The sequence below is a fragment of the Pseudomonas sp. ACM7 genome, from assembly GCF_004136015.1.
Lineage (GTDB): Bacteria > Pseudomonadota > Gammaproteobacteria > Pseudomonadales > Pseudomonadaceae > Aquipseudomonas > Aquipseudomonas frigoris.
This window is the reverse complement of record NZ_CP024866.1, coordinates 5,322,009-5,346,419: the sequence shown is the minus strand read 5'-3', so window position 1 is coordinate 5,346,419 and position 24,411 is coordinate 5,322,009. Positions and strand designations below refer to the sequence as shown.

General features: G+C 59.2%; 28 protein-coding genes and 3 pseudogenes. 21 read left to right on the top strand and 10 right to left on the bottom strand.

Going from position 1 to position 24,411, the window contains the following annotated elements; translation table 11 throughout:
* The first annotated feature begins 10 nt into the window (after positions 1 to 10).
* From CUN63_RS25530 to CUN63_RS25505, 6 genes are all read left to right on the top strand, one after another.
* Positions 11 to 844 (top strand): alpha/beta fold hydrolase, encoded by an 834-nt coding sequence (locus tag CUN63_RS25530; RefSeq protein WP_129443545.1) that lies wholly within the window; start codon positions 11 to 13, stop codon positions 842 to 844.
* Entirely contained in the window at positions 841 to 2,322 is a 1,482-nt protein-coding gene (locus CUN63_RS25525) for an aldehyde dehydrogenase (protein ID WP_129443543.1), read from the top strand. The genes CUN63_RS25530 and CUN63_RS25525 overlap by 4 nt, the downstream gene beginning before the upstream one ends.
* A gap of 12 nt (positions 2,323 to 2,334) precedes the next feature.
* Entirely contained in the window at positions 2,335 to 2,820 is a 486-nt protein-coding gene (locus CUN63_RS25520) for a flavin reductase family protein (protein WP_129443541.1), read from the top strand.
* Between the two features lie 133 nt (positions 2,821 to 2,953).
* Complete coding sequence (locus CUN63_RS25515) at positions 2,954 to 3,343, top strand: carboxymuconolactone decarboxylase family protein (protein ID WP_129443539.1); 390 nt, start codon at positions 2,954 to 2,956, stop codon at positions 3,341 to 3,343.
* Positions 3,344 to 3,431: 88 nt separating this feature from the next.
* Positions 3,432 to 4,184, top strand: coding sequence for a GntR family transcriptional regulator (locus CUN63_RS25510; RefSeq protein WP_129443537.1), 753 nt, complete (start codon positions 3,432 to 3,434; stop codon positions 4,182 to 4,184).
* Positions 4,185 to 4,186: 2 nt separating this feature from the next.
* A complete protein-coding gene (locus tag CUN63_RS25505; RefSeq protein WP_129443535.1) occupies positions 4,187 to 4,750 on the top strand; it encodes an NUDIX hydrolase in 564 nt (187 codons plus the stop codon).
* A 5-nt stretch (positions 4,751 to 4,755) separates the two neighbouring features.
* Here the strand turns inward: CUN63_RS25505 and CUN63_RS25500 are convergent, their stop codons facing one another.
* On the bottom strand, positions 4,756 to 5,049 hold the full coding sequence (locus CUN63_RS25500) for a DUF1330 domain-containing protein (RefSeq protein WP_129443533.1): 294 nt from the start codon (positions 5,047 to 5,049) through the stop codon (positions 4,756 to 4,758).
* Positions 5,050 to 5,120: 71 nt separating this feature from the next.
* Here CUN63_RS25500 and ribBA point away from each other — a divergent pair, with 71 nt between their 5' ends.
* The 5 genes from ribBA to CUN63_RS25475 all read left to right on the top strand — a co-directional run bounded on the left by ribBA (position 5,121) and on the right by CUN63_RS25475 (position 10,460).
* Positions 5,121 to 6,230 (top strand): bifunctional 3,4-dihydroxy-2-butanone-4-phosphate synthase/GTP cyclohydrolase II, encoded by a 1,110-nt coding sequence (gene ribBA, locus CUN63_RS25495; protein ID WP_129443531.1) that lies wholly within the window; start codon positions 5,121 to 5,123, stop codon positions 6,228 to 6,230.
* Between the two features lie 282 nt (positions 6,231 to 6,512).
* Entirely contained in the window at positions 6,513 to 7,538 is a 1,026-nt protein-coding gene (locus CUN63_RS25490; RefSeq protein WP_129443529.1) for an ABC transporter substrate-binding protein, read from the top strand.
* Positions 7,535 to 8,479 (top strand): ABC transporter permease, encoded by a 945-nt coding sequence (locus CUN63_RS25485; protein ID WP_165353330.1) that lies wholly within the window; start codon positions 7,535 to 7,537, stop codon positions 8,477 to 8,479. The genes CUN63_RS25490 and CUN63_RS25485 overlap by 4 nt, the downstream gene beginning before the upstream one ends.
* Before the next feature lie 6 nt (positions 8,480 to 8,485).
* Positions 8,486 to 9,295: an ABC transporter permease gene (locus tag CUN63_RS25480; protein ID WP_129443525.1), complete on the top strand. Its 810-nt coding sequence runs from the start codon at positions 8,486 to 8,488 to the stop codon at positions 9,293 to 9,295.
* Positions 9,296 to 9,311: 16 nt separating this feature from the next.
* A complete protein-coding gene (locus CUN63_RS25475; protein WP_129443523.1) occupies positions 9,312 to 10,460 on the top strand; it encodes an ABC transporter ATP-binding protein in 1,149 nt (382 codons plus the stop codon).
* Positions 10,461 to 11,309: 849 nt separating this feature from the next.
* Here CUN63_RS25475 and CUN63_RS25465 read toward each other — a convergent pair.
* Complete coding sequence (locus tag CUN63_RS25465; protein ID WP_129443521.1) at positions 11,310 to 12,716, bottom strand: cytosine permease; 1,407 nt, start codon at positions 12,714 to 12,716, stop codon at positions 11,310 to 11,312.
* A gap of 325 nt (positions 12,717 to 13,041) precedes the next feature.
* Here CUN63_RS25465 and CUN63_RS25460 point away from each other — a divergent pair, with 325 nt between their 5' ends.
* The 5 genes and pseudogenes from CUN63_RS25460 (at position 13,042) to CUN63_RS25440 (ending at position 16,152) form a co-directional block, all read left to right on the top strand.
* A complete protein-coding gene (locus CUN63_RS25460; RefSeq protein WP_129443519.1) occupies positions 13,042 to 13,527 on the top strand; it encodes a flavin reductase family protein in 486 nt (161 codons plus the stop codon).
* 102 nt (positions 13,528 to 13,629) lie between these two features.
* Positions 13,630 to 14,674 (top strand): annotated as a pseudogene (locus CUN63_RS25455) (LLM class flavin-dependent oxidoreductase).
* A 311-nt stretch (positions 14,675 to 14,985) separates the two neighbouring features.
* Positions 14,986 to 15,525, top strand: a complete 540-nt coding sequence (locus tag CUN63_RS25450) for an isochorismatase family cysteine hydrolase (protein ID WP_256657590.1) — start codon at positions 14,986 to 14,988, stop codon at positions 15,523 to 15,525.
* 2 nt (positions 15,526 to 15,527) lie between these two features.
* Positions 15,528 to 15,741: pseudogene (locus CUN63_RS25445) on the top strand (cytosine permease); the annotation flags it as partial.
* A 147-nt stretch (positions 15,742 to 15,888) separates the two neighbouring features.
* Positions 15,889 to 16,152: a hypothetical protein gene (locus CUN63_RS25440; protein WP_129443517.1), complete on the top strand. Its 264-nt coding sequence runs from the start codon at positions 15,889 to 15,891 to the stop codon at positions 16,150 to 16,152.
* A gap of 217 nt (positions 16,153 to 16,369) precedes the next feature.
* Here the strand turns inward: CUN63_RS25440 and CUN63_RS25435 are convergent, their stop codons facing one another.
* From CUN63_RS25435 to CUN63_RS25425, 3 genes are read right to left on the bottom strand one after another with little or no spacing between them, the layout of a single operon-like run.
* The gene (locus tag CUN63_RS25435; protein ID WP_129443515.1) at positions 16,370 to 17,716 is read right to left on the bottom strand and encodes a glutamine synthetase family protein; all 1,347 of its coding nucleotides are present in this window, start codon (positions 17,714 to 17,716) and stop codon (positions 16,370 to 16,372) included.
* Between the two features lie 24 nt (positions 17,717 to 17,740).
* Complete coding sequence (locus CUN63_RS25430) at positions 17,741 to 18,295, bottom strand: helix-turn-helix domain-containing protein (protein WP_129443513.1); 555 nt, start codon at positions 18,293 to 18,295, stop codon at positions 17,741 to 17,743.
* Positions 18,296 to 18,320: 25 nt separating this feature from the next.
* A complete protein-coding gene (locus CUN63_RS25425; protein ID WP_129443511.1) occupies positions 18,321 to 19,610 on the bottom strand; it encodes an FAD-binding oxidoreductase in 1,290 nt (429 codons plus the stop codon).
* Between CUN63_RS25425 and CUN63_RS32800 the strand changes: the two genes are divergently transcribed.
* Positions 19,566 to 19,772, top strand: a complete 207-nt coding sequence (locus tag CUN63_RS32800; protein WP_371928191.1) for a hypothetical protein — start codon at positions 19,566 to 19,568, stop codon at positions 19,770 to 19,772. The genes CUN63_RS25425 and CUN63_RS32800 overlap by 45 nt on opposite strands.
* On the opposite strand, the gene CUN63_RS25415 is transcribed toward CUN63_RS32800, so the two are convergent.
* Positions 19,769 to 20,971 carry an NAD(P)/FAD-dependent oxidoreductase gene (locus CUN63_RS25415; protein WP_129443507.1) on the bottom strand — a complete coding sequence of 401 codons (1,203 nt, stop codon included), beginning with the start codon at positions 20,969 to 20,971 and terminating at the stop codon, positions 19,769 to 19,771. The genes CUN63_RS32800 and CUN63_RS25415 overlap by 4 nt on opposite strands.
* A 282-nt stretch (positions 20,972 to 21,253) precedes the next feature.
* Between CUN63_RS25415 and CUN63_RS25410 the strand changes: the two genes are divergently transcribed.
* Positions 21,254 to 21,823 carry an Rrf2 family transcriptional regulator gene (locus CUN63_RS25410; protein WP_129443505.1) on the top strand — a complete coding sequence of 190 codons (570 nt, stop codon included), beginning with the start codon at positions 21,254 to 21,256 and terminating at the stop codon, positions 21,821 to 21,823.
* A gap of 3 nt (positions 21,824 to 21,826) precedes the next feature.
* On the opposite strand, the gene CUN63_RS25405 is transcribed toward CUN63_RS25410, so the two are convergent.
* Together CUN63_RS25405 and CUN63_RS25400 are read right to left on the bottom strand one after the other, a co-directional pair.
* On the bottom strand, positions 21,827 to 22,162 hold the full coding sequence (locus CUN63_RS25405; RefSeq protein WP_129443503.1) for a hypothetical protein: 336 nt from the start codon (positions 22,160 to 22,162) through the stop codon (positions 21,827 to 21,829).
* Positions 22,163 to 22,232: 70 nt separating this feature from the next.
* Positions 22,233 to 22,451: a hypothetical protein gene (locus CUN63_RS25400; RefSeq protein ID WP_129443501.1), complete on the bottom strand. Its 219-nt coding sequence runs from the start codon at positions 22,449 to 22,451 to the stop codon at positions 22,233 to 22,235.
* A gap of 170 nt (positions 22,452 to 22,621) precedes the next feature.
* Here CUN63_RS25400 and CUN63_RS25395 point away from each other — a divergent pair, with 170 nt between their 5' ends.
* Positions 22,622 to 22,861 (top strand): hypothetical protein, encoded by a 240-nt coding sequence (locus CUN63_RS25395; protein WP_129443499.1) that lies wholly within the window; start codon positions 22,622 to 22,624, stop codon positions 22,859 to 22,861.
* Positions 22,862 to 22,874: 13 nt separating this feature from the next.
* On the top strand, positions 22,875 to 23,225 hold the full coding sequence (gene osmE, locus CUN63_RS25390; RefSeq protein ID WP_129443497.1) for an osmotically-inducible lipoprotein OsmE: 351 nt from the start codon (positions 22,875 to 22,877) through the stop codon (positions 23,223 to 23,225).
* A 57-nt stretch (positions 23,226 to 23,282) separates the two neighbouring features.
* Here osmE and CUN63_RS25385 read toward each other — a convergent pair whose 3' ends face one another.
* Entirely contained in the window at positions 23,283 to 23,486 is a 204-nt protein-coding gene (locus tag CUN63_RS25385; RefSeq protein WP_008154564.1) for a hypothetical protein, read from the bottom strand.
* 211 nt (positions 23,487 to 23,697) lie between these two features.
* Between CUN63_RS25385 and CUN63_RS25380 the strand changes: the two genes are divergently transcribed.
* Positions 23,698 to 24,060 carry an NUDIX hydrolase gene (locus tag CUN63_RS25380; RefSeq protein ID WP_129443496.1) on the top strand — a complete coding sequence of 121 codons (363 nt, stop codon included), beginning with the start codon at positions 23,698 to 23,700 and terminating at the stop codon, positions 24,058 to 24,060.
* Positions 24,061 to 24,066: 6 nt separating this feature from the next.
* Here the strand turns inward: CUN63_RS25380 and CUN63_RS25375 are convergent.
* Positions 24,067 to 24,330 (bottom strand): annotated as a pseudogene (locus CUN63_RS25375) (alpha/beta hydrolase); the annotation flags it as partial.
* Positions 24,331 to 24,411: the final 81 nt, after the last annotated feature.

Sequence of the window (24,411 nt, the reverse complement as noted above, 5' to 3'; positions counted from 1 at the left end):
GGAGCGCTCCATGATTCGGCTCACCGCTGAACTCACCCCGGCTGGCACCAGTTACCTGGCGACCGGCCAAGGCCAGCCCGTGGTTTTGATCCACGGCGTGGGCCTGAACAAAGAAATGTGGGGCGGCCAGGTCGTTGGCCTGGCCACGAAGTACCGCGTAATTGCCTACGACATGCTCGGCCATGGCGCCAGCCCGCGCCCGGAAAGCGGCACTCCCCTGCTCGGCTATGCCGACCAGTTGCTGGAGCTGCTCGATCACCTGCAATTGCCCCAGGCGACGGTGATCGGCTTTTCCATGGGCGGACTGGTGGCCCGGGCATTTGCCTTGCATTACCCGCAACGCCTGCAAGGCCTGGTGGTGCTCAACAGCGTGTTCAATCGCAGCCCCGAACAGCGTGCCGGCGTCATCGCCCGCACCGCTCAAGCGGCCGAGCACGGACCGGATGCCAACGCCGAAGCCGCCCTGTCGCGCTGGTTCAGCCGCGAATATCAGGCCGCCAACCCGGCGCAGATTGCGGCCTTGCGCCAAACCCTGGCAGACAATGACCCGCAGGGTTACCTGACCACCTATGAGCTGTTCGCGACCCAGGACATGTACCGCGCTGACGATCTGGGCAGCATTCAGGTGCCGACTCTGATCGCCACCGGTGAGCTGGACCCGGGTTCCACACCGGTAATGGCCGAGCAATTGGCCGCACGCATTCCCGGCGCGACAGTTGCCGTGCTCGCCGAGCAGCGGCATATGATGCCCGTAGAATCACCGCGCCTGGTCAACCAGCTGCTGCTGGAGTTTCTCGACACGGCGCACTCCCGACAAAACCAAATAAAGGGGATCGTTGCATGACACTCGCACGCTTCCAGATGTGCATCGGCGGTGAATGGGTCGATGCCCTGTCCGGCAAGACTTTTGAAAGCCTGAACCCGGCGCTGGCCCAAGCCTGGGCCGAACTGCCCGATGCCGACGAAGCCGACGTCGAGCGCGCCGTACAGGCTGCGCAGACGGCTTTCGACAGCCCGGCCTGGCGCGGTCTGAACGCCACCGCCCGCGGTAAACTGCTGCGGCGCCTGGGCGATCTGATCGCTGAAAACAAGGAACACCTGGCGCAGCTGGAAAGCCGTGACAACGGCAAGCTGATCCGCGAAACCCGTGGTCAGGTCAGCTACTTGCCGGAGTTCTTCCACTACACCGCGGGCCTGGCCGACAAACTCGAAGGCGGCACCCTGCCCCTCGACAAGCCGGACCTGTTTGCCTACACGGTGCACGAAGCCATGGGCGTGGTCGCCGCGATCATTCCGTGGAACAGCCCTCTTTATCTGACCGCGATCAAACTCGCCCCGGCCCTGGCGGCGGGCAACACCATCGTGATCAAACCGTCGGAACACGCTTCGGCAACCATTCTCGAACTGGCGCGTCTGGCGCTGGAAGCCGGCATCCCGCCGGGCGTGGTCAACGTCGTCACCGGCTATGGCCCAAGCACCGGCGCGGCCCTTACCCGTCATCCGCTGATCCGCAAAATCGCCTTCACCGGTGGTGCCGCGACGGCGCGGCACGTGGTGCGCAGCAGTGCCGAGAACTTCGCCAAGCTGTCGCTGGAACTGGGCGGCAAATCGCCGAACATTATCTTCGCCGACGCCGACCTCGACAGTGCGATCAACGGCGCGATTGCCGGGATCTACGCGGCCTCCGGCCAGAGTTGCGTCTCCGGCTCGCGATTGTTGGTGCAGGACGAAATCTACGATGAATTCGTCGATCGTTTGGTCGAACGCGCCAAACGCATCCGCATCGGTAACCCGCAGGAAGACAGCAGCGAAATGGGCCCGATGGCCACCGCACAGCAACTGGCCGTGGTCGAAGGCCTGGTCGCCGATGCCATCGCCGAAGGTGCGCGCCTGCGCCTGGGCGGCAAGCGTCCGCAGAATCTGGGCGATGGCTGGTTCTACGAGCCGACCCTGTTCGAATGCGACCGCAACTCGATGAAGATCATGCAGGAAGAAGTCTTTGGTCCGGTGGCCTCGGTCATCCGTTTCAAAGATGAAGCCGAAGCTTTGGCGATTGCCAACGACTCGCAGTTCGGCCTCGCCGCCGGCATCTGGACTCGCGATTTGGGCAGGGCTCATCGCCTGGCCCGGGACGTGCGCTCCGGGATCATCTGGGTCAACACCTACCGCGCCGTGTCGGCCATGGCGCCGATCGGCGGCTTCAAGAACAGCGGCTATGGACGCGAGAGCGGTATCGATTCGGTACTGGCCTACACCGAGCTGAAAACGGTGTGGATCAACCTCTCCCAGGCGCCAATGCCTGATCCGTTTGTGATGCGCTAGGAGATTGACGAAATGATCGAACCCGGCATTTACAAAGACGTCATGAGCTCGTTCCCATCCGGGGTCACGGTGGTCACCACCCTGGCCCCGGACGGCGGCATCGTCGGCATTACCGCCAGCGCTTTCAGTGCGCTGTCGATCGATCCGGCACTGGTGCTGTTCTGCCCCAACTATGCCTCTGACACGTACCCGATCCTGCGCGACAGCAAGCAGTTCGCGATTCACTTGCTGTCCGCCGACCAGACCGCCGAAGCCTATGCGTTTGCCGGTAAAGGCAAAGACAAGGCCAATGGCATCGACTGGCACTTGAGCGCGCTGGGCAATCCGCTGCTGGGCAACGCCACGGCGATCATCGAGTGCGAACTGTGGCGCGAATACGACGGCGGTGATCACGCGATCATCGTCGGCGCGGTGAAGAACCTGATTCTGCCCGAGCAACCGGTGACGCCGATGATCTATCACAAAGGCAAGCTGGGTCCCCTGCCCGCTTTGGCCTGACGGGTTTACTCAAAACCCTGTGGGAGCGGGCTTGCTCGCGAATTCGGTCGCACATTCAACATTGATGTTGACTGACACACCGCTTTCGCGAGCAAGCCCGCTCCCACAAGGGATCTGCGGTGAGAGGATGATGATGAACAATGAACAGTACGAAAAAGGCCTGAAAATCCGCACCCAGGTACTGGGCGAAGCCTACGTGAAACGCTCCATCGAAAACGCCGACGACTTCACCCGGCCACTGCAGGAAATGGTCACCGAGTACTGCTGGGGCCACGTCTGGGGCCGTGAGGGTTTGTCGCTTAAAGAGCGCAGCATGATAAACTTGGCCATGATTTCGGCCCTCAATCGGCCTCACGAACTCAAGCTGCATGTACGTGGCGCCTTGCGTAACGGACTGACTCGTGAACAAATACGCGAAATTCTGCTTCAGGTCGGTATTTATTGCGGTGTCCCCGCTGCCGTAGACAGTTTCCGGCTCGCCCGTGAAGCGTTCGCCGAAGCCGATGCCGAGGCCTCCAGTTAACCCTTGGCTGTTTGATCTGACCGAGCACGGAGATTCTTGCGATCGAAGTGCTCTTTTTGCATGGACAGCCACACTCAGAGCGGACCCCATGAAACGCCTGCCACTCGACGACAGCTTCAAGGTCAATCGCAACCCCGTTACCCTGCGCGAAATCGTGCTGGATAAACTGCGAAGCGCCATCATGAACTTCCAGCTCCTGCCGGGAGACCGTCTGGTCGAGCGCGATCTGTGCGATCGCCTGGGCGTCAGCCGCACGTCCGTACGCGAAGCCTTGCGTCACCTGGAATCCGAAGGCCTGGTGGAATTCGCCGATGCCAAGGGCCCACGGGTCGCCATCATTACCCTCTCCGATGCCGGTGATATCTACGAGCTGCGTTGCGTGCTCGAAGGCCTGATCGTCCAGCTGTTCACCCTGCGCGCCAAGGCCAAGGACATCAAGGCCCTGGAAAAAGCCCTCGAGGAAAACCGCAAGGCCCTCAAGGACGGCGAGCTGCAACAGGTCATCGATTCGGTTCAGGGTTTCTACGATGTACTGCTCGAAGGCTCCGGCAACCATGTCGCGGCCACTCAGCTGCGTCAGTTGCAGGCACGGATCAGCTACCTGCGGGCGACGTCGGTGTCCCAGGAAAACCGTCGCGGCGCGAGCAATCAGGAAATGGAACGCATGGTCGAGGCGATCAAGAGTGGCGATCCCCTCGCCGCCCACCAGGCTTGCGTCGATCACGTGCGCGCCGCCGCGACAGTCGCCCTCGATTACCTTAAGGGCAAGCAGGAAGAAACGGGCACGATCCCGAAAATCACCCTGCCGATCGCGCTTAAAGAACCGCGCATAGGTCGCTAAAGATGTTCAGCCCGAGCTTTTGCCCAAAGTGCGGCGGCAGTGACCTCGGTCACCAGCTGCCGCCGGGCGATACGCACGAGCGCCTGATGTGCCACGGTTGCGGCTACATCCATTACATCAATCCGAAAATCATTGCCGGCTGCATCATCGAGCAGGACGGCAAGTATTTGCTGTGTCAGCGCGCCATCCCGCCGCGCCCTGGTACCTGGACGCTGCCGGCCGGCTTCATGGAAGGCGGCGAGACCACCGAACAGGCAGCGCTGCGCGAAGTCTGGGAAGAGAGCGGCGTGCGCGCGGAAATTCTCTCGCCCTACTCGATCTTCAGCGTGCCGAAGATCAGCGAGGTGTACATCATCTTCCGCGCCATCGCCCTGGAGATCACCGGCCAGTACGGGCCGGAAACCCTCGACTACAAATTCTTCGCGCCCGAGGACATCCCTTGGGACAGCATCTATTACCCGGCGATCCGGCAGATCCTCGAACGCTATATCGAGGAACGCCAAGCCGGGGTTTACGGCATCTACATCGGCAACGACGATACCGGCAAGATCCACTTCATTCGCTAACTCCCTCAGGGCGCCACGCCCTCGACAATAATTATCTGAGCCCGAGCCACGCCCTCGCGGTGCCGTTTCGCCTGCTGATATTCCTCCGACTGGTAGCAGGCCAGCGCCTGTTCGTACGAGTCGAACTCAATCACCACGTTGCGCTGCGGCGTGGGCCCGCCTTCCAGCGCTTCGCTGCGCCCGCCCCGGGCCAACATCCGCCCGCCATACAACGCGAAGGCTGCCGGTGCCCGCTGGGTGTATTGGCTGTATTGATCGGGGTCGGTGACATCTACATGAGCAATCCAGTACGCCTTCATAGTGACCTCTCGGTTTATTTTGTATTATGGTATACCACAAAATATTTCCATCAAACACTGAGAATCCCAGCATGGCCTTCAACAGCATCGAAGAAATTATCGAAGACTATCGACAAGGCAAGATGGTGCTCCTGGTCGATGACGAGGATCGGGAAAACGAAGGTGACCTGCTGCTGGCCGCCGATTGCTGCACGGCCGAGGCGATCAGCTTCATGGCCCGGGAAGCTCGCGGCCTGATCTGCCTGACCTTGACCGACGACCACTGCCAACGCCTCGGGCTGGAGCAGATGGTGCCGAGCAACGGCAGCGTGTTCAGCACCGCTTTCACCGTGTCCATCGAGGCCGCCGTGGGCGTGACCACCGGCATCTCCGCCGCCGACCGGGCGCGTACCGTGGCAACTGCGGTCGCCGTTAATGCGGGGCCCGCCGACCTGGTGCAACCCGGTCATATTTTCCCGCTACGCGCCAAGGAAGGCGGCGTGCTGACTCGCGCCGGTCACACCGAAGCCGGATGCGACCTGGCACGCCTGGCAGGCTTCACCCCGGCCTCGGTGATCGTCGAAGTGATGAACGATGACGGCACCATGGCCCGCCGCCCGGACCTGGAAGGGTTCGCGCGCAAGCACGGGATCAAGATCGGCACCATCGCCGACCTGATCCACTATCGCCTCAGCACCGAAAGCACTGTGGTGCGTATCGGTGAACGTGAACTGCCCACAGTGCATGGCACTTTCCGGCTGATCACTTTTGAAGACCGCATCGAAGGCGGCGTCCACATGGCAATGGTCATGGGCAAGTTGCACCGGGACGAACCGACGCTGGTGCGCGTGCATGTGATCGATCCGCTGCGCGATCTGGTAGGCGCCGAATACAGCGGTCCGTCCAACTGGACGTTGTGGGCGGCGTTGCAGCGAGTGGCCGAGGAAGGTCGTGGCGTGGTGGTGGTGCTGGCCAATCATGAGTCGTCACAGGCGCTGCTGGAGCGTGTGCCGCAACTGACCCAGCCGCCACGGCAGTTCAGCCGTTCGCAGTCGCGCATCTATTCTGAAGTGGGTACCGGGGCGCAGATTCTGCAGGATCTTGGCGTGGGCAAGCTGCGTCATCTTGGCCCGCCGTTGAAATATGCCGGCTTGACCGGTTACGACCTGGAAGTGGTGGAAAGTATCCCTTTCACCGAATGATTCCTGGCTTCTTTCTATAAACGTGAAGGCCACTACCCGTGGCCTGACGTTAAAAAAAACCTTTTTTGGCTGATAGCCGGTAAGGCAAAGTGCTTGCACAAAGTTTGGAATACCATAATATGATATTCCATAGACCGAACGACTCAGCCAAGTGCCCCCGCCAGGGAAAGCACTAATAACAGCCCTTGGCACGGTCGCCTTTAGAGACCAGATGGACCTACTGCTCCCGATAGGCGGGCATTACCAAGCCCGCTCAAAAACACAACAAATGAGGGCGTGAAAATGGTGTTGAACAAACGTGCAACCGCAGTACTGTTCGCGGGTTTACTGGCCACGGCCAGTCACGTGGCAATGGCGGCCGAAAGCGTCAACTTCGTCAGCTGGGGCGGTAGCACCCAGGATGCGCAAAAGCAGGCCTGGGCCGATCCGTTCAGCAAAGCCAGCGGCATCACCGTGGTCCAGGATGGACCGACCGACTACGGCAAACTCAAAGCCATGGTCGAAAGCGGCAATGTGCAGTGGGACGTGGTCGACGTCGAAGCGGACTTCGCCCTGCGCGCCGCCGCCGAAGGCTTGCTCGAACCCCTCGATTTCTCAGTCATCCAGCGCGATAAAATCGACCCGCGGTTTGTCTCCGACCACGGCGTTGGTTCGTTCTTCTTCTCCTTCGTCCTCGGCTACAACGAAGGCAAGCTCGGCGCCAGCAAACCCCAGGACTGGTCCGCGCTGTTCGACACCAAGACCTATCCCGGCAAACGCGCCCTCTACAAATGGCCAAGCCCGGGCGTGCTTGAACTGGCGCTGCTGGCCGATGGCGTAGCCGCCGACAAGCTCTACCCGCTGGACCTGGATCGCGCCTTCAAGAAACTCGACACCATCAAGAAAGACATCGTCTGGTGGGGCGGCGGTGCGCAGTCGCAACAGTTGCTCGCCTCGGGCGAAGCCAGCATGGGGCAGTTCTGGAACGGCCGGATCCACGCCCTGCAGGAAGACGGCGCACCGGTGGGCGTGAGCTGGAAACAGAACCTGGTCATGGCCGACATTCTGGTCGTGCCCAAAGGGACAAAAAACAAGGCCGCGGCCATGAAGTTCCTGGCCAATGCCAGCAGCGCCAAAGGACAAGCTGACTTCTCCAACCTGACCGCCTATGCGCCGGTCAACGTTGACAGCGTGGCGCGCCTGGATTCGGTGCTGGCCCCTAACCTGCCGACTGCCTACGCTAAGGATCAGATCACTCTTGATTTCGCGTACTGGGCCAAAAACGGTCCGGCCATCGCGACACGGTGGAACGAATGGCTGGTCAAATGAAAATGACGGCAACCGCGTCCCTCCAACCCACGCAGATCGGGAGCGCCACTGGCGCTGCCGGCTCGGCACTCGGCAAGGCGGCTGCGATGAACCAATCCCCTTCCATGGCACAGCGCTGGCGCGGTTCAAGCAACCTGATCCCCGCCCTGCTGTTCCTCGGCCTGTTTTTTCTGGCGCCGCTGATCGGGCTGCTGCTGCGTGGCGTGCTGGAGCCGGTACCGGGGCTGGGCAACTACGAGCAGTTGTTTGCCAACTCGGCGTATGCACGGGTCTTGCTCAACACCTTCTCGGTGGCCGGACTCGTGACCCTGTTCAGCCTGCTGCTCGGCTTTCCATTGGCCTGGGCCATCACCCTGGTGCCCCGGGGCTGGGGTCGTTGGATCCTCAACATCGTGTTGCTGTCGATGTGGACCAGCCTCCTCGCCCGGACCTATTCCTGGCTGGTGTTGCTGCAAGCCTCCGGGGTGATCAACAAGGCGCTGATGGCGATGGGCATCATCGATCAACCGCTGGAAATGGTGCATAACCTCACCGGCGTGGTGATCGGCATGAGCTACATCATGATCCCGTTCATCGTGCTGCCGCTGCAGGCGACCATGCAGGCCATCGACCCGATGATCCTGCAGGCCGGCTCGATCTGCGGCGCGAGCCCCTGGACCAACTTCTTCCGGGTGTTCCTGCCGCTGTGCCGGCCGGGGTTGTTCTCCGGTGGCCTGATGGTGTTCGTGATGTCGCTGGGGTACTACGTCACCCCGGCGCTGCTGGGTGGTGCGCAGAACATGATGCTGCCCGAGTTCATCATTCAGCAGGTGCAGTCGTTCCTCAACTGGGGCCTGGCCAGCGCCGGTGCCGCGTTGCTGATCGTCATTACGCTGGTGTTGTTCTACTTCTACCTGAAGCTTCAGCCGGAATCCCCGGTTGGCGCCAGCAACGCGAGGTAAGCCGTCATGCTCCTGACCCCCAATGCCATGAGCCGGCGCATGCGCTTCGGCCTGTACTTCACGACGGGTTTGATCGCGCTGTTTTTGCTGTTGCCGATCGTGTTCATCGTGCTGCTGTCCTTCGGCTCCTCCCAGTGGCTGGTGTTCCCGCCGCCGGGCTGGACGCTGAAATGGTACGGCCAGTTCTTCTCCAACGCCGACTGGATGAACGCGGCCGTGGCCAGCCTCAAAGTCGCGGTACTGACCACGGTCTTCGCCGTGGCGCTGGGCCTGCCGACCGCTTTTGCACTGGTGCGCGGGCGCTTCCCGGGCCGCGAATTGCTCTACGGTCTGTTTACCCTGCCGATGATCGTGCCGCTGGTGATCATCGCGGTGGCGGTGTACGCACTGTTCCTGAAACTGGGCTACACCGGGACGATGTTCGCCTTCGTGGTCAGCCACGTGATTGTTGCGTTGCCGTTCACCATCATCTCGATCATCAACTCGCTGAAGCTGTTCGATCAGTCGATCGAGGATGCCGCGGTGATCTGCGGCGCCTCACGCCTGCAAGCGGTGTTCAAGGTGACCTTTCCGGCGATTCGTCCGGGCATGGTGGCCGGCGCGCTGTTTGCGTTTCTGGTTTCCTGGGATGAAGTGGTGTTGAGCGTGATGATGGCCAGCCCGACCCTGCAAACCCTTCCCGTGAAAATGTGGACCACCCTGCGCCAGGACCTGACGCCCGTGATCGCCGTCGCCTCGACGCTGCTGATCGGCCTCTCGGTACTGGTCATGGTGATCGCCGCCGCCCTTCGCCGGCGCAATCCAATCAGCGCCTGAGCGCCAGGAGTACGACATGAGTGCAGTGATCAAAGCCCAACAAAGCGACCAACCGTTAGTAAGCCTGCGCAACCTGAACAAGTACTACGGCGATTTTGCCGCCGTGGACGACATCTCGCTGGACATCAAGGACGGTGAATTCCTCACGTTCCTCGGCTCCAGCGGCTCTGGTAAAAGTACAACGCTGTCGATGCTCGCCGGCTTCGAAACCCCGAGCAGCGGCGAGATCCTGGTCAATGGCCAGTCGCTGGTCAACGTACCGCCGCACAAGCGCGACATCGGCATGGTGTTCCAGCGTTATTCGCTGTTCCCGCACCTGTCGGTACGCGACAACATCGCGTTCCCGCTGGCCATTCGCAAACTGGCCAGCGCCGAACGCGAGCGCCGGGTCGATGCGATGCTTAAGCTGGTGCAACTGGAACAGTTCGCCCATCGCCGCCCTTCGCAACTGTCCGGCGGCCAACAGCAACGTGTGGCGATTGCTCGGGCGCTGGTTTATGAACCACGCATCCTGCTGATGGACGAACCGCTCGGTGCGCTGGACAAGAAACTGCGCGAAGACTTGCAGGATGAACTGCGCCAGCTGCATCGGCGCCTGGGCATCACCATTGTTTACGTGACCCACGACCAGGAAGAAGCCATGCGTCTGTCCCAGCGCATCGCGATCTTCAGCCACGGCAAAATTGTCGGTTTGGGCAGCGGCTACGACCTGTACCAGAATCCGCCGAATGCGTTTGTGGCTTCGTTCCTTGGTAACTCGAACTTCCTCAAACTCAAGGCTCAGGGCAATGCGGTCGCTACGTTTGAAGGGCAATCATTGTCGATTCGACTGACCGCAGGATTGCAAACCAATCAGGATGTGCTGCTGATGGTTCGTCCGGAAAAAGCCTTGGCATTGAGCGTTGAGCAAGCGGCTCGGGAACCGCTGGCGGCAGGTTGGAATGAAGTCTCGGCGATTGTCGGTGAAGTGCTGTTCCTGGGTGAAAGCCAGACCTGCACGGTCATGACTTCGGGCGGCACCTCGATGACTGTCAAGGCGCTCTCCGCTGCCGGCATGCCGCTGAAGACTGGCGATCCGGTGCGCGTGCGCTGGGCTACTGCGGATGCTTGCGTTTATACCGAATGGGCTGAGAGTGATTTGAACAAGGCTGCTGGGGCTCATTGATTTGGCGCCGGCCCATGCCAGTGGGCCGTGATTTATCTGTCACCCTCGGGTCGCCGCAACGTCTGGTTGCGGCGGCCTTTTTTTTTTGCTTTTTGGGTTGGGGGCATATCCATTGTTTTGGTAACGGCGGCTGGCGGTTTCGCTTTTACAGCGAGTCACTTGGAAATACGGAATGCCGCCCAACCCCAAGTAACCAAGGGCTCTTGCCCCGCCATTCGGTGCCTCGCTTAGGCTCGGCATGCCCTCACTCCGGCATTGCTCCGGGGCCCCGCCGCCATCGGCCATCCATGGCCGGGGGCGGTTACCTCGGCATCCATGCCGAGGTGCCCCCTGCGCAACGCCTGCGTTCGGCCTCTGGAAAAGGGGCGGCAGATCTGAAGCCAAAGCAAAGCAACAGCAACGGCAACGGCAACAGCAACAGCAAGATCAAAAGATCGCAGCCTCGCTTCGCTCGACAGCTCCTACAGGGAAATGCGTTCGCTTGAAGTCAGGCCGGCCGGTAGGCCGCCTCGCTTTGGCGTTTGCGGTGCACGCCCCCTCGAGAGGCCGAGCGCAGGTTCTGCGCAGTGGGCAACCCGGCATGGATGCCGGGTTAGCCGCCCCCGGCCATGGATGGCCGATGGCGGCGGGCCCACGGAGCAGGACCGGAGCGAGGGCATGCCGAGCCTAGGCGAGGCACCGAACGAAAGGGGCAAGAGCCCTTGGTTACTTGGGGCTTTTCCAAGTGACCCGCCGTAAGGGCGGACCCCTAAGCAGCCGTTACCGAAGAAACGGATATACACACACCCTAGCGCAAAAAAAAAAGCCCGGCAGAAGCCGGGCATTCCAGACGCGAACTCAAGTCGGGCGCTAGTGTGTGTAACCCAGTTTCGCTGCCTTGCTCTCTTGCCCCTGCCCACGCGTAGCCAGGCAGTAATACAACGGACAAGTCACCACCAACCCCACCAGCCACGACAAATCAGCCCCGTCCACCAGATTGGCATAAGGCCCGACATACAACGACGTATTGGCAAACGGCAGCTGCACGATAATCCCGATGAAATACGCAACAATCGCATGCAGATTGAACCGCCCGTAAACCCCGCCATCAGCACGGAAGATCGAGGCAATGTCATAGTTGCCACGCTTGATCAGATAGAAATCAATCAGGTTGATCGACGCCCAAGGCACCAGCACCAGCAACAGCGCCAGAATCAACCCGATGAACTGCGAGATGAAATCCGCCGAAGCGCCCAATGCGATAAAACAGCAACCCGCCAGCACGACACTCGACAACACCACACGCACTTTGATGCTCGGCGTCCACTGACTGGCGAAGGTCTGGATCGAGGTGATGATCGACAGCACCGCGCCATATAGATTCAAGGCGTTGTGACTGATGATGTTGAGCAGAAACAGCACCATCAGAATCGGCCCCAGCCAGCCAGTGGATTGCTTCACCGCCGCCATCGCCTCAGTACCTTCCGGTGTGGCCAACACCGCCACCGCGCCGAAAGTGAACGACAGAATGGTGCCCAGGGTCGCGCCCAGATACGTGGCAAAAAACGGACGGGCAATCCCGATATCCGCCGGCAGGTAACGCGAGTAGTCCGACACATAAGGCGAGAAGCTGATCTGCCAGATGATCCCCAACGACACCGTTGCCAGCCAGCCCGACAGGTTGAAACCGCCGCGAGTGAAGAAGTCCGCCGGCAGGTCATGGGCGAAGATGTAAAGGAAACCGGCAAGCAAGGCACTGCCCATGACCCAGGTTCCGATGCGATTGAGGGTGTGAATGAAGCGGTAGCCGATCACCCCGATCGCGGTGGCACTGAGGGCGCCGATGAGGATGCTCGCCGGCACCGGAACCGAAGGCGCGATGCCGACAATCGACTTGCCCGCCAGCACGATGTTGGAGATGAAAAAGCCGATGTAGATGATCGCCGCAAAGAACACGATCAGCAGCGCACCATAACGGCCGAACTGGCCGCGGCTCTGCACCATCTGCGGAATCCCCATGCGCGGCCCTTGAGCCGACGCGAGGGCAATCACCAGACCGCCGACCATATGCCCGAGCGCAATTGCCAGCAGGCCCCAGAACAGGTCGAGGTGGAACACTTGAACCACCATGGCGCCGGTCACGATGGGCAGCGGTGCAATGTTGGTACTGAACCATAAAGTGAAAAGGTCGCGGGCCTTCCCGTGGCGTTCCGCGAGCGGGACGTAATCGACCGTGTGATTCTCGATCAGGGGGTCTTGCCGGGACATCTGGGACATGTGCATGAACTCTAGTTTGTCTGATCTTATAGTTGTACGAAGCCAAACCGGGGGAACTCTTTGGCTGCCCCTCAGATGCCGGTCATATTATGGTATTCCATCTTTTTAACAAGACTGATCCGGTCTTTTAGCGCCCATCTGAGCCGCAATCCTCAGGCATCAGCGCCCGCTTAAACGGGCTGAAAGCCCCGTAAACATTGGCTACAAACCAAAAATGTACGTTTATCGGGCCAAAAAAAAAAGCCCTTGCAAAATATGTATTACGGTATACCATCAGACCTATAAACACATAAAAACCCGCATTACACCGCCAGAGGACCGTCCCATGATCGATGCCGCCATCTACAAACAAGTGATGGGTTCGTTTCCTTCCGGGGTGACTGTGATCACCACGCTGGATGACGATGGCCACATCGTCGGCCTGACCGCCAGCGCCTTCAGCTCGCTGTCCATGGACCCAGCCCTGGTGCTGTTCTGCCCCAACTACAGCTCCGATTCCTATCCGGTACTGATCAAGAACAAACGCTTTGCCATTCACGTCCTGTCCGGCGGCCAGCAGAGCGAAGCCTATGCCTTCGCGCGCAAAGGCAAGGACAAGGCGCAAGGCATCGAGTGGACCTTGAGCGAGCTGGGCAACCCGATTCTGGCCAATGCCACAGCGGTCATCGAATGCGAGTTGTGGCGCGAATATGAAGGGGGCGACCACGCGATCATGGTCGGCGCGGTGAAAAACCTGATCGTGCCCCAGCAGAACGCCGGACCACTGGTGTATTGCCACGGCAAGATGGGCGCCCTGCCCGTGCTCGCCTGATCCAGAAAATATTTTGCGCATATTGCGAATTTCGATACTCCAATAATCAGCCAGCCGACTCCCGATCGACAGGCCAACAATAAAAGATCCGAGGTAAGCGTCATGAAGTTTTCCCTGTTCGTGCACATGGAACGTTGGGACGAAAGCGTCAGCCACCGTCAGCTGTTCGAAGACTTGACCGAACTGACCCTGATGGCCGAAGCCGGCGGTTTCAGCACCGTCTGGATCGGCGAACACCACGCCATGGAATACACCATCTCGCCGAGCCCGATGCCGCTGTTGGCCTACCTGGCCGCCAAAACCACCACCATTCACCTCGGCGCTGGCACCATCATTGCGCCGTTCTGGCACCCGTTGCGGGTCGCTGGCGAATGCGCACTGCTGGACGTGATCAGTAACGGTCGCATGGAAGTCGGTCTGGCCCGTGGCGCCTATCAGGTGGAGTTCGACCGCATGGCCGGCGGCATGCCCGCCTCCTCCGGCGGTCAAGCGCTGCGCGAGATGGTTCCGGTGGTGCGCGCCCTGTGGCAAGGCGATTACGCTCACGATGGCGATATCTGGAAATTCCCGAAGTCCACCAGCGTACCGAAGCCAATCCAGAAGCCTAATCCGCCAATGTGGATCGCCGCTCGCGACCCGGACTCACACAACTTCGCCGTGGCCAACGGCTGCAACGTCATGGTCACGCCGCTGATGAAAGGCGACGAAGAAGTCCTCGACCTGAAGAACAAGTTTCAGGCCGCGCTGGATAACAACCCGGACGTGCCACGCCCGCAACTGATGGTGCTGCGTCACACCCACGTCCACGCGGCGGATGACCCGGAAGGCTGGAAAGTCGGGGCCAAGGCGATCTCGAAGTTCTATCGCACGTTCGATGCCTGGTTCGGGCAACAAGGAAGTGCCGGTCAACGGCTTCCTGGCGCCGAGCCCGGAAGAGAAGTTCGCCGAGCGCCCGGAGTTCAAACTGGAGAGTCTGCACAAGACCGCCATGATCGGCACCCCGGAAGAAATCATCCCGCGCATCAAGTATTACCAGGAACTGGGGGTCGACGAGTTCAGCTTCTGGTGCGATAACAGCCTGCCCCACGCGGAGAAGAAAAAATCCCTGGAGCTGTTTATCAAACACGTGGTGCCAGCGTTTCGCTGAGTCCACTACCCTGCCCCTCGGACGCGAAGCCGGGGGGGGGGCTGACTGACGTGTAGGGTCGATTCCAATGATCAATGATCGCAGCCCATCACTCGCCCTTCCCTCCGGCGCCTAGCAGGCTTACCTGCGCGGCGAATGGACCGCTTCGCATCTCCATTTCAAGCGCCTGCGCGCCAGCGTTACTGCCAAGCAGAACGGCTTCTGGCAACTCGTTCCCTGAGCCCACCCGAACTGGAATTCACGCACCCCACGTCTCGTTATCGCGAAGCGTGTCCGGTGCATTGTGCTTCGCCCATGATCAGGTTTGCTCTATGAACAATAAAAACGCGCTGTTGATCATCGACATGCAACAGGAGGACGGTTTCGTCCTGGAACACTTCGACACTGTGGCGGCCAACACCGCCGCCCTGCTCGAGACCGCCCGCCGTCAGCGGGTGCCTGTTATCTATACCCGTCACATTAATCAGGCCGACGGCAGTGATTTGCCGCGCGGCGAACCGCGAGCGGGCGATGGCGGCCCCAGCAGCTATCGCGCCGGCACCCGGCAAGTGGAAATCATCGAACGTCTGGCGCCGCAGCCTGATGAACTCATTATCGACAAGGGCCGTTATAGCGCCTTCCACCGAACCGACCTGGACGCCCGACTCAAGGTGCTCGGGGTCGATACCCTGATCGTCTGCGGCGTGTTGACCGATGTCTGTGTGCTCAGCACGGTGTTCGATGCCTTCGCCCTGGGTTATCACATTCGGCTGGTCAGCGACGCCTGCACCACCACATCGATTTCATCCCTGAGACCGAACGCCATGGCCAACCCGGCTCGCTGTTTTTCATCTGGTTCGGTGCCAACATGAACGGGCGTATCAACTGGATCGCTTGCGGCAGTTTCGTGCTGGCGATCGCCCTGGAAATCCCCTTCATGAACACCACGTTGGTTCGGTCCGGTGGCCAATGCCCTGGATGGCGTAGACCTGGCCTGGATCGTCGGGCTGCTGGTGCCCGCCCTGAGTTACTACTGGCTGATGAGATTCGCCAAGCGTGCGCCGATGGTGGGTCAAGCGCTGCCGTAGATCACTCAAAGACACAGCGCCGGTCAAGGCCGGTGCTGTGCCTTGCCATTCATCGATAAAACTCAACTATCGAAAATGCTTGCCGATAGTCAGGACAATGCCCCATCGTCTGGGGATCCTGGCATGTGTAGCAGCGGGTTAAAGCTGATGAAAGATATCTACCTACTGATCGAGCACGGCATCGATCAGGGCGAAGTGTATGTACTGGGCTATTTCGATGATGAACGCAGGGCTAAGGAAGTCGCCGAGGAGAAGGAGTGGGAGGCGTATCGCGCCAGCTTGAAAGCCGAGCATGTATGGTCCAGCCACAAACCGTTGGCCCCGGACAAAACAGCTTATCGGCGTTTCTGGATCAAAGCGGTTTCCAGGTTTGAGCGCATGCCTGTTCCGAGATCCTCAGCGGTCCACTGAAATTGAGCAAATGCCGAATTTCAGGCAAAAAAAATCCCAGGCAGCTGATGGACGCCTGGGACTCAAAATGCATAAACCGTGGTGGTGAACGCGGGGCGAATATTACTTAATATTTCTGCCTGTAACAAGATATTTTGATTCACTATCCAGTTACTAAAACGTCTAACTCATTAAATATCCACACATTTTTTATGGTCGAGCGTCGACAAGGACTGATTTAGAGGTACCAGCGATACTCCCGCGCACTGATGTCCTGCAGGAACGCCAAATGGTCCTGGCGCTTGTTTTCGCAGTAGACATCTACAAACTCCGCCCCCAAACCCTCGCGCATCTGCGCGTTGTTTTGCATCGAACGCACGGCCTCCAGCATCTCCAACGGGAATTCGATTCCGCTGCCACGATCTTCGTTGAGAGATGCAATCGGTTCACGACCCACTTCCAGCCCTTGCTCCAGCCCGACCAGAATCGCCGCCAACACAAGATAAGGATTGGCATCCGCGCCCGCCAGGCGATGTTCAATGCGCAGATTTTTAGCGTCCGACTCAGGCACCCGCAGACAGGCGTCACGATCTTCAAAGCCCCAACTGGCGCGCGTCGCGACATTCACCGTGCCGCTCAAGCGACGCATTGCGTTGTGATTCGGTGCAAAGATCGGCATGCAATGCGGCAACACTTCAAGGCAACCGGCCACCGCATGGCGCAGCGCCTGCTGATCGTTAGCCGCCAACAGGTTGGTTCCCGCCTCGTCGTAAAGGCTCACATGCACATGCATGCCGCTACCGGGGTGCTGCAAGTAAGGTTTGGCCATGAAGCTGGCGCGGTGGTTGTGCTTGAGGGCCACGCCCCGTGTGCTGCGGCAGAACAGGGCCGCCCAGTCGGCCGCACGCAGGCCGTCGTCAAGGTGACCGAAATTGATCTCGAACTGGCCCGGGCCCAGCTCCGCAGTGATCACCGTGGCATCGATGCCTTGCGCCCGTGCCGTCTCGACCATGTCATCGAGTACCGGTGAAAATCTCGACAGCCGTTCGATGTGCATGTTCGGCTGATCATCGGCATCGTCGGTCAGCTGATCGCGAGGGAACTGTGGCAAGCCGTCACGTAATTGGCGATCGAACAGATAGAACTCCAGTTCGAACGCGACCACAGGGAAAATCCCTTTTCGGCCGAGGCGCTCGAGCACCTGCGCCAACACTTCGCGCGGCTCGAAGACGATAGGCTTTTCAGTACCGCTTGAGGTAATCAGCATTTGCCCCAGCAGTTGTTTTTCCCAGCTCACGGGCTTGAGCGTACCGGGCACCAGGTGGCGTAAAGCATCCGGGTCGCCGTCGTTGAAACAGTAGTCGCCGATTTTGAACAGACCTCCCTGCGTGCCCAGCAACACACAGTTTTGCGGTAGCTTGAGCGCGGTGCCTGCGGCGACCTTCTCGAGCATTTCTATCGGGTAGCGCTTACCGTAAAAATGCCCGGGGATATCCAGGGAAATCAGGTCAACGTAACGCACCTGCGGGAAGCGCTGACGAAACGCGCGAACCTCAGCAACCAGATCAGAGCAGACAGCATCCATCGTTAGTGTTCCTTGATGTTTTTATCAGGTGTAAACCCAAAGCACCCGGGCGAGCTGATCCGAGAGGTTGCCGTAGCGACAATGCGTATGACTGGCCAGCTGAAAACTGTCGCCGGTGCGCAATGTCACCGGTTTATCGTCATCCAGCCACAGCGTCAGCTCACCCTCGAGGACATAGCCACCCTGCTCCGAGCTGTCGTTCATGTGCCGATCACCACTGCTGGCGCCGGGCTCCAGTTGGCTTTCAAGCATTGAAAAGGACGCCCTCATTTTCGGAGAGACGAGGATGTCGGTAATCCCGTCGGCGTAATACAGCGTGCGTCGCTCATCCGGGCGGGTCACCCAAGGCAATGCCATGGGCTTGGGCAGGCTGTAGAAATAGGTGGTCGGCACGCCGAGTGTTTCGCTGATGGCGGTCAAGTCCGCCACCGTGGGACGTGACAACCCCCGCTCGACTTGCGAGAGAAAGCCGACCGAACGACCGATTTTGTCCGCCAGGTCTTTCAGCGTGTACTTTTTGTGTTTGCGCAGGTCCTGGATCAGGATCGCCAGCGCCGAGATTTCTTCTTGCATGTCCATCTAAAAGCTTCCCGAAATTGATGCTTCAAATACTGTCGCGCAGCCGATACCAGGCCTTGCCGATGGCTTCCATCGGTGCTGCCAAATACTTTCCACCGGGAAAACTGCCGTTGATCAAACCCTGATACAACGCCAGCTCATCCGGCTGGCCAAGTATCGCGTCGGACACGGCACGCGCCCCGGCCAAAGTCGGCAGCACGCCATGCCCGGAGTAACCCTGTAGCCAGTAGAGATCGCCACATCGACCGATGTCAGGCGTGCGCTTGAGGGTCAGATCGATGTGTCCTCCCCAGGCAAAGTCCAGTTCGACGCCCTTGAGCTGAGGAAACACGCGTTCCAGATAGGGCCGAGTCGCAGCGGCGATGTCCTTCGGCATGCCGCCCAAATAGGTGCAACCACCGCCGAACAGAAGACGGTTGTCCGGCGTACGGCGGAAATAATCGAGAACAAACTGGTTGTCGGTGACGCATACATTGCTGGGTAGCAACGCTGTTGCCTGCTCCTCTGAAAGTGGCGCGGTGGCCACCTGATAGGTGCCAACCGGTAACACGCAACTCGAAAGCTCCGGATCAAGCCGATCAAGGTAGGCGTTGCACGCCAGCACTAGCACGTCGGCGCGAATGCGACCGCGCTCAGTGGTGACCACGTAACGATCGCCTTCTTCGTGATAACTCAACGCCTTGCTCTGTTCATGAATACGTCCACCGGCCTGTTCAATCGCAGCGGCCAGGCCGAGCGCCAATTTCAGCGGATTCAAATGCCCGCCTTCAGGATCGAACAGACCTGCCTGGTAACGCTCACTGGCGACCCAATCAGGTAATGCCTCGCGCGAAATGAACTGCAAACCATCGTGGCCCCACTTGTGGCTGGCCTCGTGTTGCCATTCTGTCAGCAGACTCACCCGACGCGGCATCACCGACGTCCAGAGGTGACCAGGCCGATAGTCACAATCAAAACCATGGCGCGCGGGCAAGTCTCGCAACTCCCGTGCCGCCCAGCGCATGCTGTCCCATAACCGGCGCGCGCGCTCATAACCCAGCGCTGCCTCCAACGGCGGCATGTCACACGACCAACCTAGAATGGCCTGACCGCCATTGCGCCCCGAGGCGGCCCAGGCCACCCGACTGGCTTCCAGCAACGTTACGCGCTTGCCGGCGAGTGCCAGACGCAACGCCGTATGCAATCCACTGAAGCCGGCCCCGATGATCAACACGTCAGTGTCCTGCTCGACCTCCAACGCGGCTCGATCGAACAGACGATCGGCACAGGTGTGGGCGTAATAGCTGGCGACGTGCTGGGTAGATTGCTGAAACATGCAGGCCTCGTGAATTTTTATACTTATATTTTCATGAAAAAGTACACGTTAAATTTCACGACCGCAACCGTTCAAGGCGCAAAAAAAATCCCGCCCAAGAGAACCCGGGCGGGATTTTTTCTAAGCTGGCAGCGTTATCGAGATAACACTAACGACTTTTAGGCAATCGGAATCAACGGATCCGCCGCTGCCCATGCAGTTTTGCGATTGGCCACCGGAGGGTAGATCCACTGGGTGTTGATTTGCGTCTTGAGCGACTTGCCTTCCTGTTTGACCAGCTTGACCTGGCGATCCCAACCTTCAGTGTAAACCGCACCCCAAGCTCCCAAATCCAGACAGGTCACGTATTTAGGCTGGCTATACGGAGTCGGATCCACGCCCAGAATCTGCGCAGCAACGTTATTGCCGGCATGGCGACCCAATACGATAGCGTGCTGGCAGGTCATCAGTGCGAAGTTGCCGATGTCATCGGTGGCGGCGTAGGCGACGTCGCCGGTGGCGAAGATGTCTTCCTGGCCAATGACTTTCAAGTGAGCGTCGACGTGCAGACGGCCCAGGTGATCGCGTTCGGCCGGAATCTGCTCGGTCAACGAGCTGGCGCGTACACCGGTGGTCCAGACCACGGTTTTGGCATCGATGCGCTGACCATCGGCCAGCGTCACACCGTTTTCATCGACGGCGACGACCGACGATTTCAAGCGCCATTTCACACCCGTTTCAATACTGGCTTCAGCGATCGACTTGGCGATCTCGGCGCCCATGGACCCGCCAACTTTCTCGCCACGATCAACGATGATCACTTCGATGTCGGCGCGATCACCCAGGATGGCACGCAGCCGCGCAGGCATTTCAGTCGCGGTTTCAATCCCGGTGAAGCCACCGCCGGCCACCACTACGGTGTTGCGAGCTTGGCTTTCTGGCAGGTTCACCAGGGACTTGAGGTGATTTTCCAGGCGTACGGCCTGTTCGATCTGGTCCACGTCGAAGGCGTGTTCTGCCACACCTGGCGTGTTCGGCAATGCCAGGCGGCTGCCGGTCGCCAGAACGAGTTTGTCGTAGCTGCACACTTGCTGGTTGCCGGATGCATCGAGGTAGCCGACACGTTTTTGCTCAACGTCGATGGTTTCGGCAGAGCCCTTGATGAAGTTGACGCCGACCGCATCGAACAGTTCGCCGATCGGTGCGGCCAGTTGGTGAGCATTCGGTTCGTAGAAGCGCGGACGGACTCGCAGCTCGGCCTGAGGGGCCAGAACGGTCACTTCAACGTCGTTGTGACCATGAATGTCGAACAGACGCGTGGCGCTCAAAGCCGTCCACATGCCACCGAAACCTGCGCCGATAACCAAGATGTGCTGTTTCATTTTTAACTCCGGGGAGAAGACCAAGTGATGAATTCGTTAAAGGTCACGCTCTTCGGTAGCGACTGCTTACCACTGCTGACCGGACAACGGCGACTATATTGATCCTAGTTACTTGAAACAAAACGAAATTACTGATGGTTAGTATCGAAAAGTTTGATTTGTCCAGAAAAGGCTATAAACAGCCAACTCTGCCGCACAACGAGCAGTGAATACGCGACCGGATGCGTTGCTCGGCTCGCTTTCCGCTGTTAACATTTACGACACCTTTAGTCGGAGATTGATATGTCTCTTTACAGCGCAGGCGTTGAGTACGGCATTCATTGCCTGATTTTTTTGGTGGGCAATGGCGGCGACACCCGTGAAGCGAGCGTGCGTGACCTTGCTGAGCTGCAAGGCGTACCACAGGACTATCTGGCAAAAATTTTCACCAAACTGGCCAAGGCAAAACTGGTGGTCGCCACTGAAGGCGTGCGCGGCGGGTTCAAGCTGGCCCGGCCTTCTGACGAAATCAGCCTTCTGGATATCGTCAATGCCATCGACGGCCAGAAGCTCATCTTCGATTGCCGAGAGATTCGGGGGCGTTGCGCCTTGTTCGAAGGTTCCGCGCCGGCGTGGGCGCTGGCAGGTCAGTGCTCGGTGCATGCCGCCATGATGACCGCGCAGAAACGCATGGAAGACGCTCTCGCCCAGCAGACCATTCTTGATCTCGCCAGGAAGGTTGGACGAAAAGCGCCGGCGCAATTCAATGCTGAGGTGGACAACTGGATGAACGATCGTCGGGAAAAGAAAATCGGTGCGAGCGCTCAGGCAAGCGACGACCCGATCATCCAGGTGACCGATATCACCGACTAGACCTTACAGACAATCACGCACTGCCTGACGCAACGCCCCGGATTTCGCCCAGGGCGGCCCCTGATAAAGCGATACGTGGCTGCCATCCTTCGATTTCACGATATCCACGATCTCGTCGGCCGTGATGATGCTCGGCGCCGTGACCCTGTAGCCATTGGAAATCGCCGATTGGGTCGTGCTGGGTATCTCCCGCTGCCACGCCGGAAGAACGCACGCGGCATAGTCTTTTGGCGTCTTGTTGCTGTACTTGCTGAGATTGGGCTCACCTGGCACCAGGGACGCGGGCAACGAACAGCCCGCCAGCAACGCCAACCCTACTCCCCCAATCAAATTGCGCATGACGCGTCCTTATCCCGAAAAAAGGAAATGTAGCGCGTCGCTGCCCGGACATCCATCCGTTACACAGAACTCAGCACGGGGCGTTGTGATCCCCGGGATCCGGATACGACCTCTCGTTCAGATAAGTCATCCATCTTTCATACGCTTCATGCTGCCATTGAGTAACCCGTTCCCATTCCGGGCCGCTCAGCTGATGCGCAGAAATCAGTTTCATCATTTCCGTGGTGGCCGCGTCCAGATCAACCATCAGCTCATGGGCATGAAATCTAAAATCATCGGTAGCCGTCATTTGAAGTTGCCTCGCCCTAGCAAAAATTCACTACCTCACTACGACATCAGAACTGCGGGTTCGCGTTCATTTTCCCGACAAAAGGCTGCACCCACGGCCCAGACGAACAAAACTCCCTGACCTGTGAAATGGGACTAAAATTTCGTAGCGGGGATTGGCAGGAGGTCATCATGTGGCTTAACGAATCTGAAAACGAACTTCGGCGTAACCTGCAAAGCGTTGCGTCGGATTTGAGATGGTCAGCGGTAGAGCTTTTGCGCATCGCAGAGCAGCTACGCTTGGCCGGCAATGATGTGGATGCGCAAGCAACCCTAAAACTGTGCGAGTTATTTCAGGGAGATGAAGAACGACTGAAGGGTTATGCCGAGGAAGTGAAAGCCAAGTTTATCACTCGAACGAAAGCTCATTAGCAGGAGCGCTGCCATGCACAAGCCTCTATGCGCGCTGGTCGTTGTACTGGCAGCGTCGGGTGGCTGCAGCACCGAGTCGCGTGTCTATCGGGATCAGCCGTTGGTCGCAAAGGTCGAGACCGGCATGAGCAAGGATCAAGTCCAGCAGATTGGCGGCCAGCCCTTATCCATAACGGATCGCACCGTTGAGCCTGGCACGTGCTTTGACTACAAGCTCACGCAGGCCGGCCATCAGCAGACGTACAACGTCAGTTTCGATGGCAAGGGCAAGGTCGACCATACAAGCTTCATGACTTGCGCGGAATGGAGCCACGCGCAACAAAAAGCCCGAGAGCCTTCCCGCAGCACCGGCGGCGGTTATTAGCCCGGGACCTCAGCGCCCAGCGAAGAAAAGCCCCTGCGAACCGGGGCTGCAAGTGCGCTATTTATCTGATTTCTGGCTGCGTGCAGGCCGACTTGCTTTGGCCTTGTAGCCGGGAAGAGCGGCCGCAAAGGCCAGTGCTTCCTCTCTACTGCCAAAGGCTCCAAGCCGGTCACCTTTGGTGCACACTCGCCATGGGCCGTTGTTCACGCTGAGTACGTCATAACCGTTCATGTGCATTTTGGTCAGCATTGGAACGCTCATAGTCACCTCCATTTCGGCAGTGATGATCCTAGATTCACTTGAATACCTTACACCCGACCTTCCATGAAGTGCCGACCAGACGTCGCGCCAGAATTTCGGCATCCGGTTGCACTTTCAACCTCGACCATCACTCCAACCCTTGAGACAGACACCCCGGCTCGAATATTGCATTTTTATGACTGATTTATGACAAACGGCAATCAGGTAACACATGAAAGTACGCGCGACCGTCATTTGCGAGCAGGACCGGCACATTCTCCTGGTGCGCAAGCCAAGGAGTCGCTGGATGCTACCCGGCGGAAAGGTTGAGCGCGGTGAAGCCATTGCCGACGCCGCCACGCGAGAGCTTCAGGAAGAGACAGGGCTTGGGGTCGACGGGATGCTGTACCTGATGGAGATGCAAACGGCCAGCACCCGACACCATGTGTACGAGGCCTTTGTGACGAACCCGGGCGAGGCCCGCCCGCAAAACGAAATTTTCGATTGCATCTGGTATCCGCTGGACGCGGTACAGAACCTGAACACAAGCGACGCCACGCTCAGAATCATCAAAGCGTTTCAGCGTCGCCTGTAAGGCTCTCTATCCTGCGGCCAACGCCGTCGCGGCCTTATCGATGAACGCTGCAATCTCGACCGGCATCGACGCCAGGGACGCATGGCTGGCGTTCAGGGTCAGGATCTCCCTGGCGTTCAGCCGCTCCGCCATCCACTGCTGATTTTGTGGTGCGATCATCCTGTCATCTGTGGAAACCTGATACCACGACGGCTTCTTCTTCCACGCCACCGTGTTAATGGTGTCGCCGAAGGTGCTGGCCAGTGGCGCTTTCTGGGTGATGCCCATCACCCGCGATGACTTTGTTCCAGTGGGCAGCACCGCCCCAAAAACCATGGACCAGCACGATCGTGGGTTTGTCGCTCATCACGA

Bases quoted from the DNA above. Each gene is read 5' to 3' on its own strand.
- CUN63_RS25530 (WP_129443545.1), top strand. From the start codon at position 11: ATGATTCGGCTCACCGCTGAACTCACCCCGGCTGGCACCAGTTACCTG.
- CUN63_RS25525 (WP_129443543.1), top strand. From the start codon at position 841: ATGACACTCGCACGCTTCCAGATGTGCATCGGCGGTGAATGGGTCGAT.
- CUN63_RS25520 (WP_129443541.1), top strand. From the start codon at position 2,335: ATGATCGAACCCGGCATTTACAAAGACGTCATGAGCTCGTTCCCATCC.
- CUN63_RS25515 (WP_129443539.1), top strand. From the start codon at position 2,954: ATGAACAATGAACAGTACGAAAAAGGCCTGAAAATCCGCACCCAGGTA.
- CUN63_RS25510 (WP_129443537.1), top strand. From the start codon at position 3,432: ATGAAACGCCTGCCACTCGACGACAGCTTCAAGGTCAATCGCAACCCC.
- CUN63_RS25505 (WP_129443535.1), top strand. From the start codon at position 4,187: ATGTTCAGCCCGAGCTTTTGCCCAAAGTGCGGCGGCAGTGACCTCGGT.
- CUN63_RS25500 (WP_129443533.1), bottom strand. From the start codon at position 5,049: ATGAAGGCGTACTGGATTGCTCATGTAGATGTCACCGACCCCGATCAA.
- ribBA (WP_129443531.1), top strand. From the start codon at position 5,121: ATGGCCTTCAACAGCATCGAAGAAATTATCGAAGACTATCGACAAGGC.
- CUN63_RS25490 (WP_129443529.1), top strand. From the start codon at position 6,513: ATGGTGTTGAACAAACGTGCAACCGCAGTACTGTTCGCGGGTTTACTG.
- CUN63_RS25485 (WP_165353330.1), top strand. From the start codon at position 7,535: ATGAAAATGACGGCAACCGCGTCCCTCCAACCCACGCAGATCGGGAGC.
- CUN63_RS25480 (WP_129443525.1), top strand. From the start codon at position 8,486: ATGCTCCTGACCCCCAATGCCATGAGCCGGCGCATGCGCTTCGGCCTG.
- CUN63_RS25475 (WP_129443523.1), top strand. From the start codon at position 9,312: ATGAGTGCAGTGATCAAAGCCCAACAAAGCGACCAACCGTTAGTAAGC.
- CUN63_RS25465 (WP_129443521.1), bottom strand. From the start codon at position 12,716: ATGTCCCAGATGTCCCGGCAAGACCCCCTGATCGAGAATCACACGGTC.
- CUN63_RS25460 (WP_129443519.1), top strand. From the start codon at position 13,042: ATGATCGATGCCGCCATCTACAAACAAGTGATGGGTTCGTTTCCTTCC.
- CUN63_RS25450 (WP_256657590.1), top strand. From the start codon at position 14,986: ATGAACAATAAAAACGCGCTGTTGATCATCGACATGCAACAGGAGGAC.
- CUN63_RS25440 (WP_129443517.1), top strand. From the start codon at position 15,889: ATGAAAGATATCTACCTACTGATCGAGCACGGCATCGATCAGGGCGAA.
- CUN63_RS25435 (WP_129443515.1), bottom strand. From the start codon at position 17,716: ATGGATGCTGTCTGCTCTGATCTGGTTGCTGAGGTTCGCGCGTTTCGT.
- CUN63_RS25430 (WP_129443513.1), bottom strand. From the start codon at position 18,295: ATGGACATGCAAGAAGAAATCTCGGCGCTGGCGATCCTGATCCAGGAC.
- CUN63_RS25425 (WP_129443511.1), bottom strand. From the start codon at position 19,610: ATGTTTCAGCAATCTACCCAGCACGTCGCCAGCTATTACGCCCACACC.
- CUN63_RS25415 (WP_129443507.1), bottom strand. From the start codon at position 20,971: ATGAAACAGCACATCTTGGTTATCGGCGCAGGTTTCGGTGGCATGTGG.
- CUN63_RS25410 (WP_129443505.1), top strand. From the start codon at position 21,254: ATGTCTCTTTACAGCGCAGGCGTTGAGTACGGCATTCATTGCCTGATT.
- CUN63_RS25405 (WP_129443503.1), bottom strand. From the start codon at position 22,162: ATGCGCAATTTGATTGGGGGAGTAGGGTTGGCGTTGCTGGCGGGCTGT.
- CUN63_RS25400 (WP_129443501.1), bottom strand. From the start codon at position 22,451: ATGACGGCTACCGATGATTTTAGATTTCATGCCCATGAGCTGATGGTT.
- CUN63_RS25395 (WP_129443499.1), top strand. From the start codon at position 22,622: ATGTGGCTTAACGAATCTGAAAACGAACTTCGGCGTAACCTGCAAAGC.
- osmE (WP_129443497.1), top strand. From the start codon at position 22,875: ATGCACAAGCCTCTATGCGCGCTGGTCGTTGTACTGGCAGCGTCGGGT.
- CUN63_RS25385 (WP_008154564.1), bottom strand. From the start codon at position 23,486: ATGAGCGTTCCAATGCTGACCAAAATGCACATGAACGGTTATGACGTA.
- CUN63_RS25380 (WP_129443496.1), top strand. From the start codon at position 23,698: ATGAAAGTACGCGCGACCGTCATTTGCGAGCAGGACCGGCACATTCTC.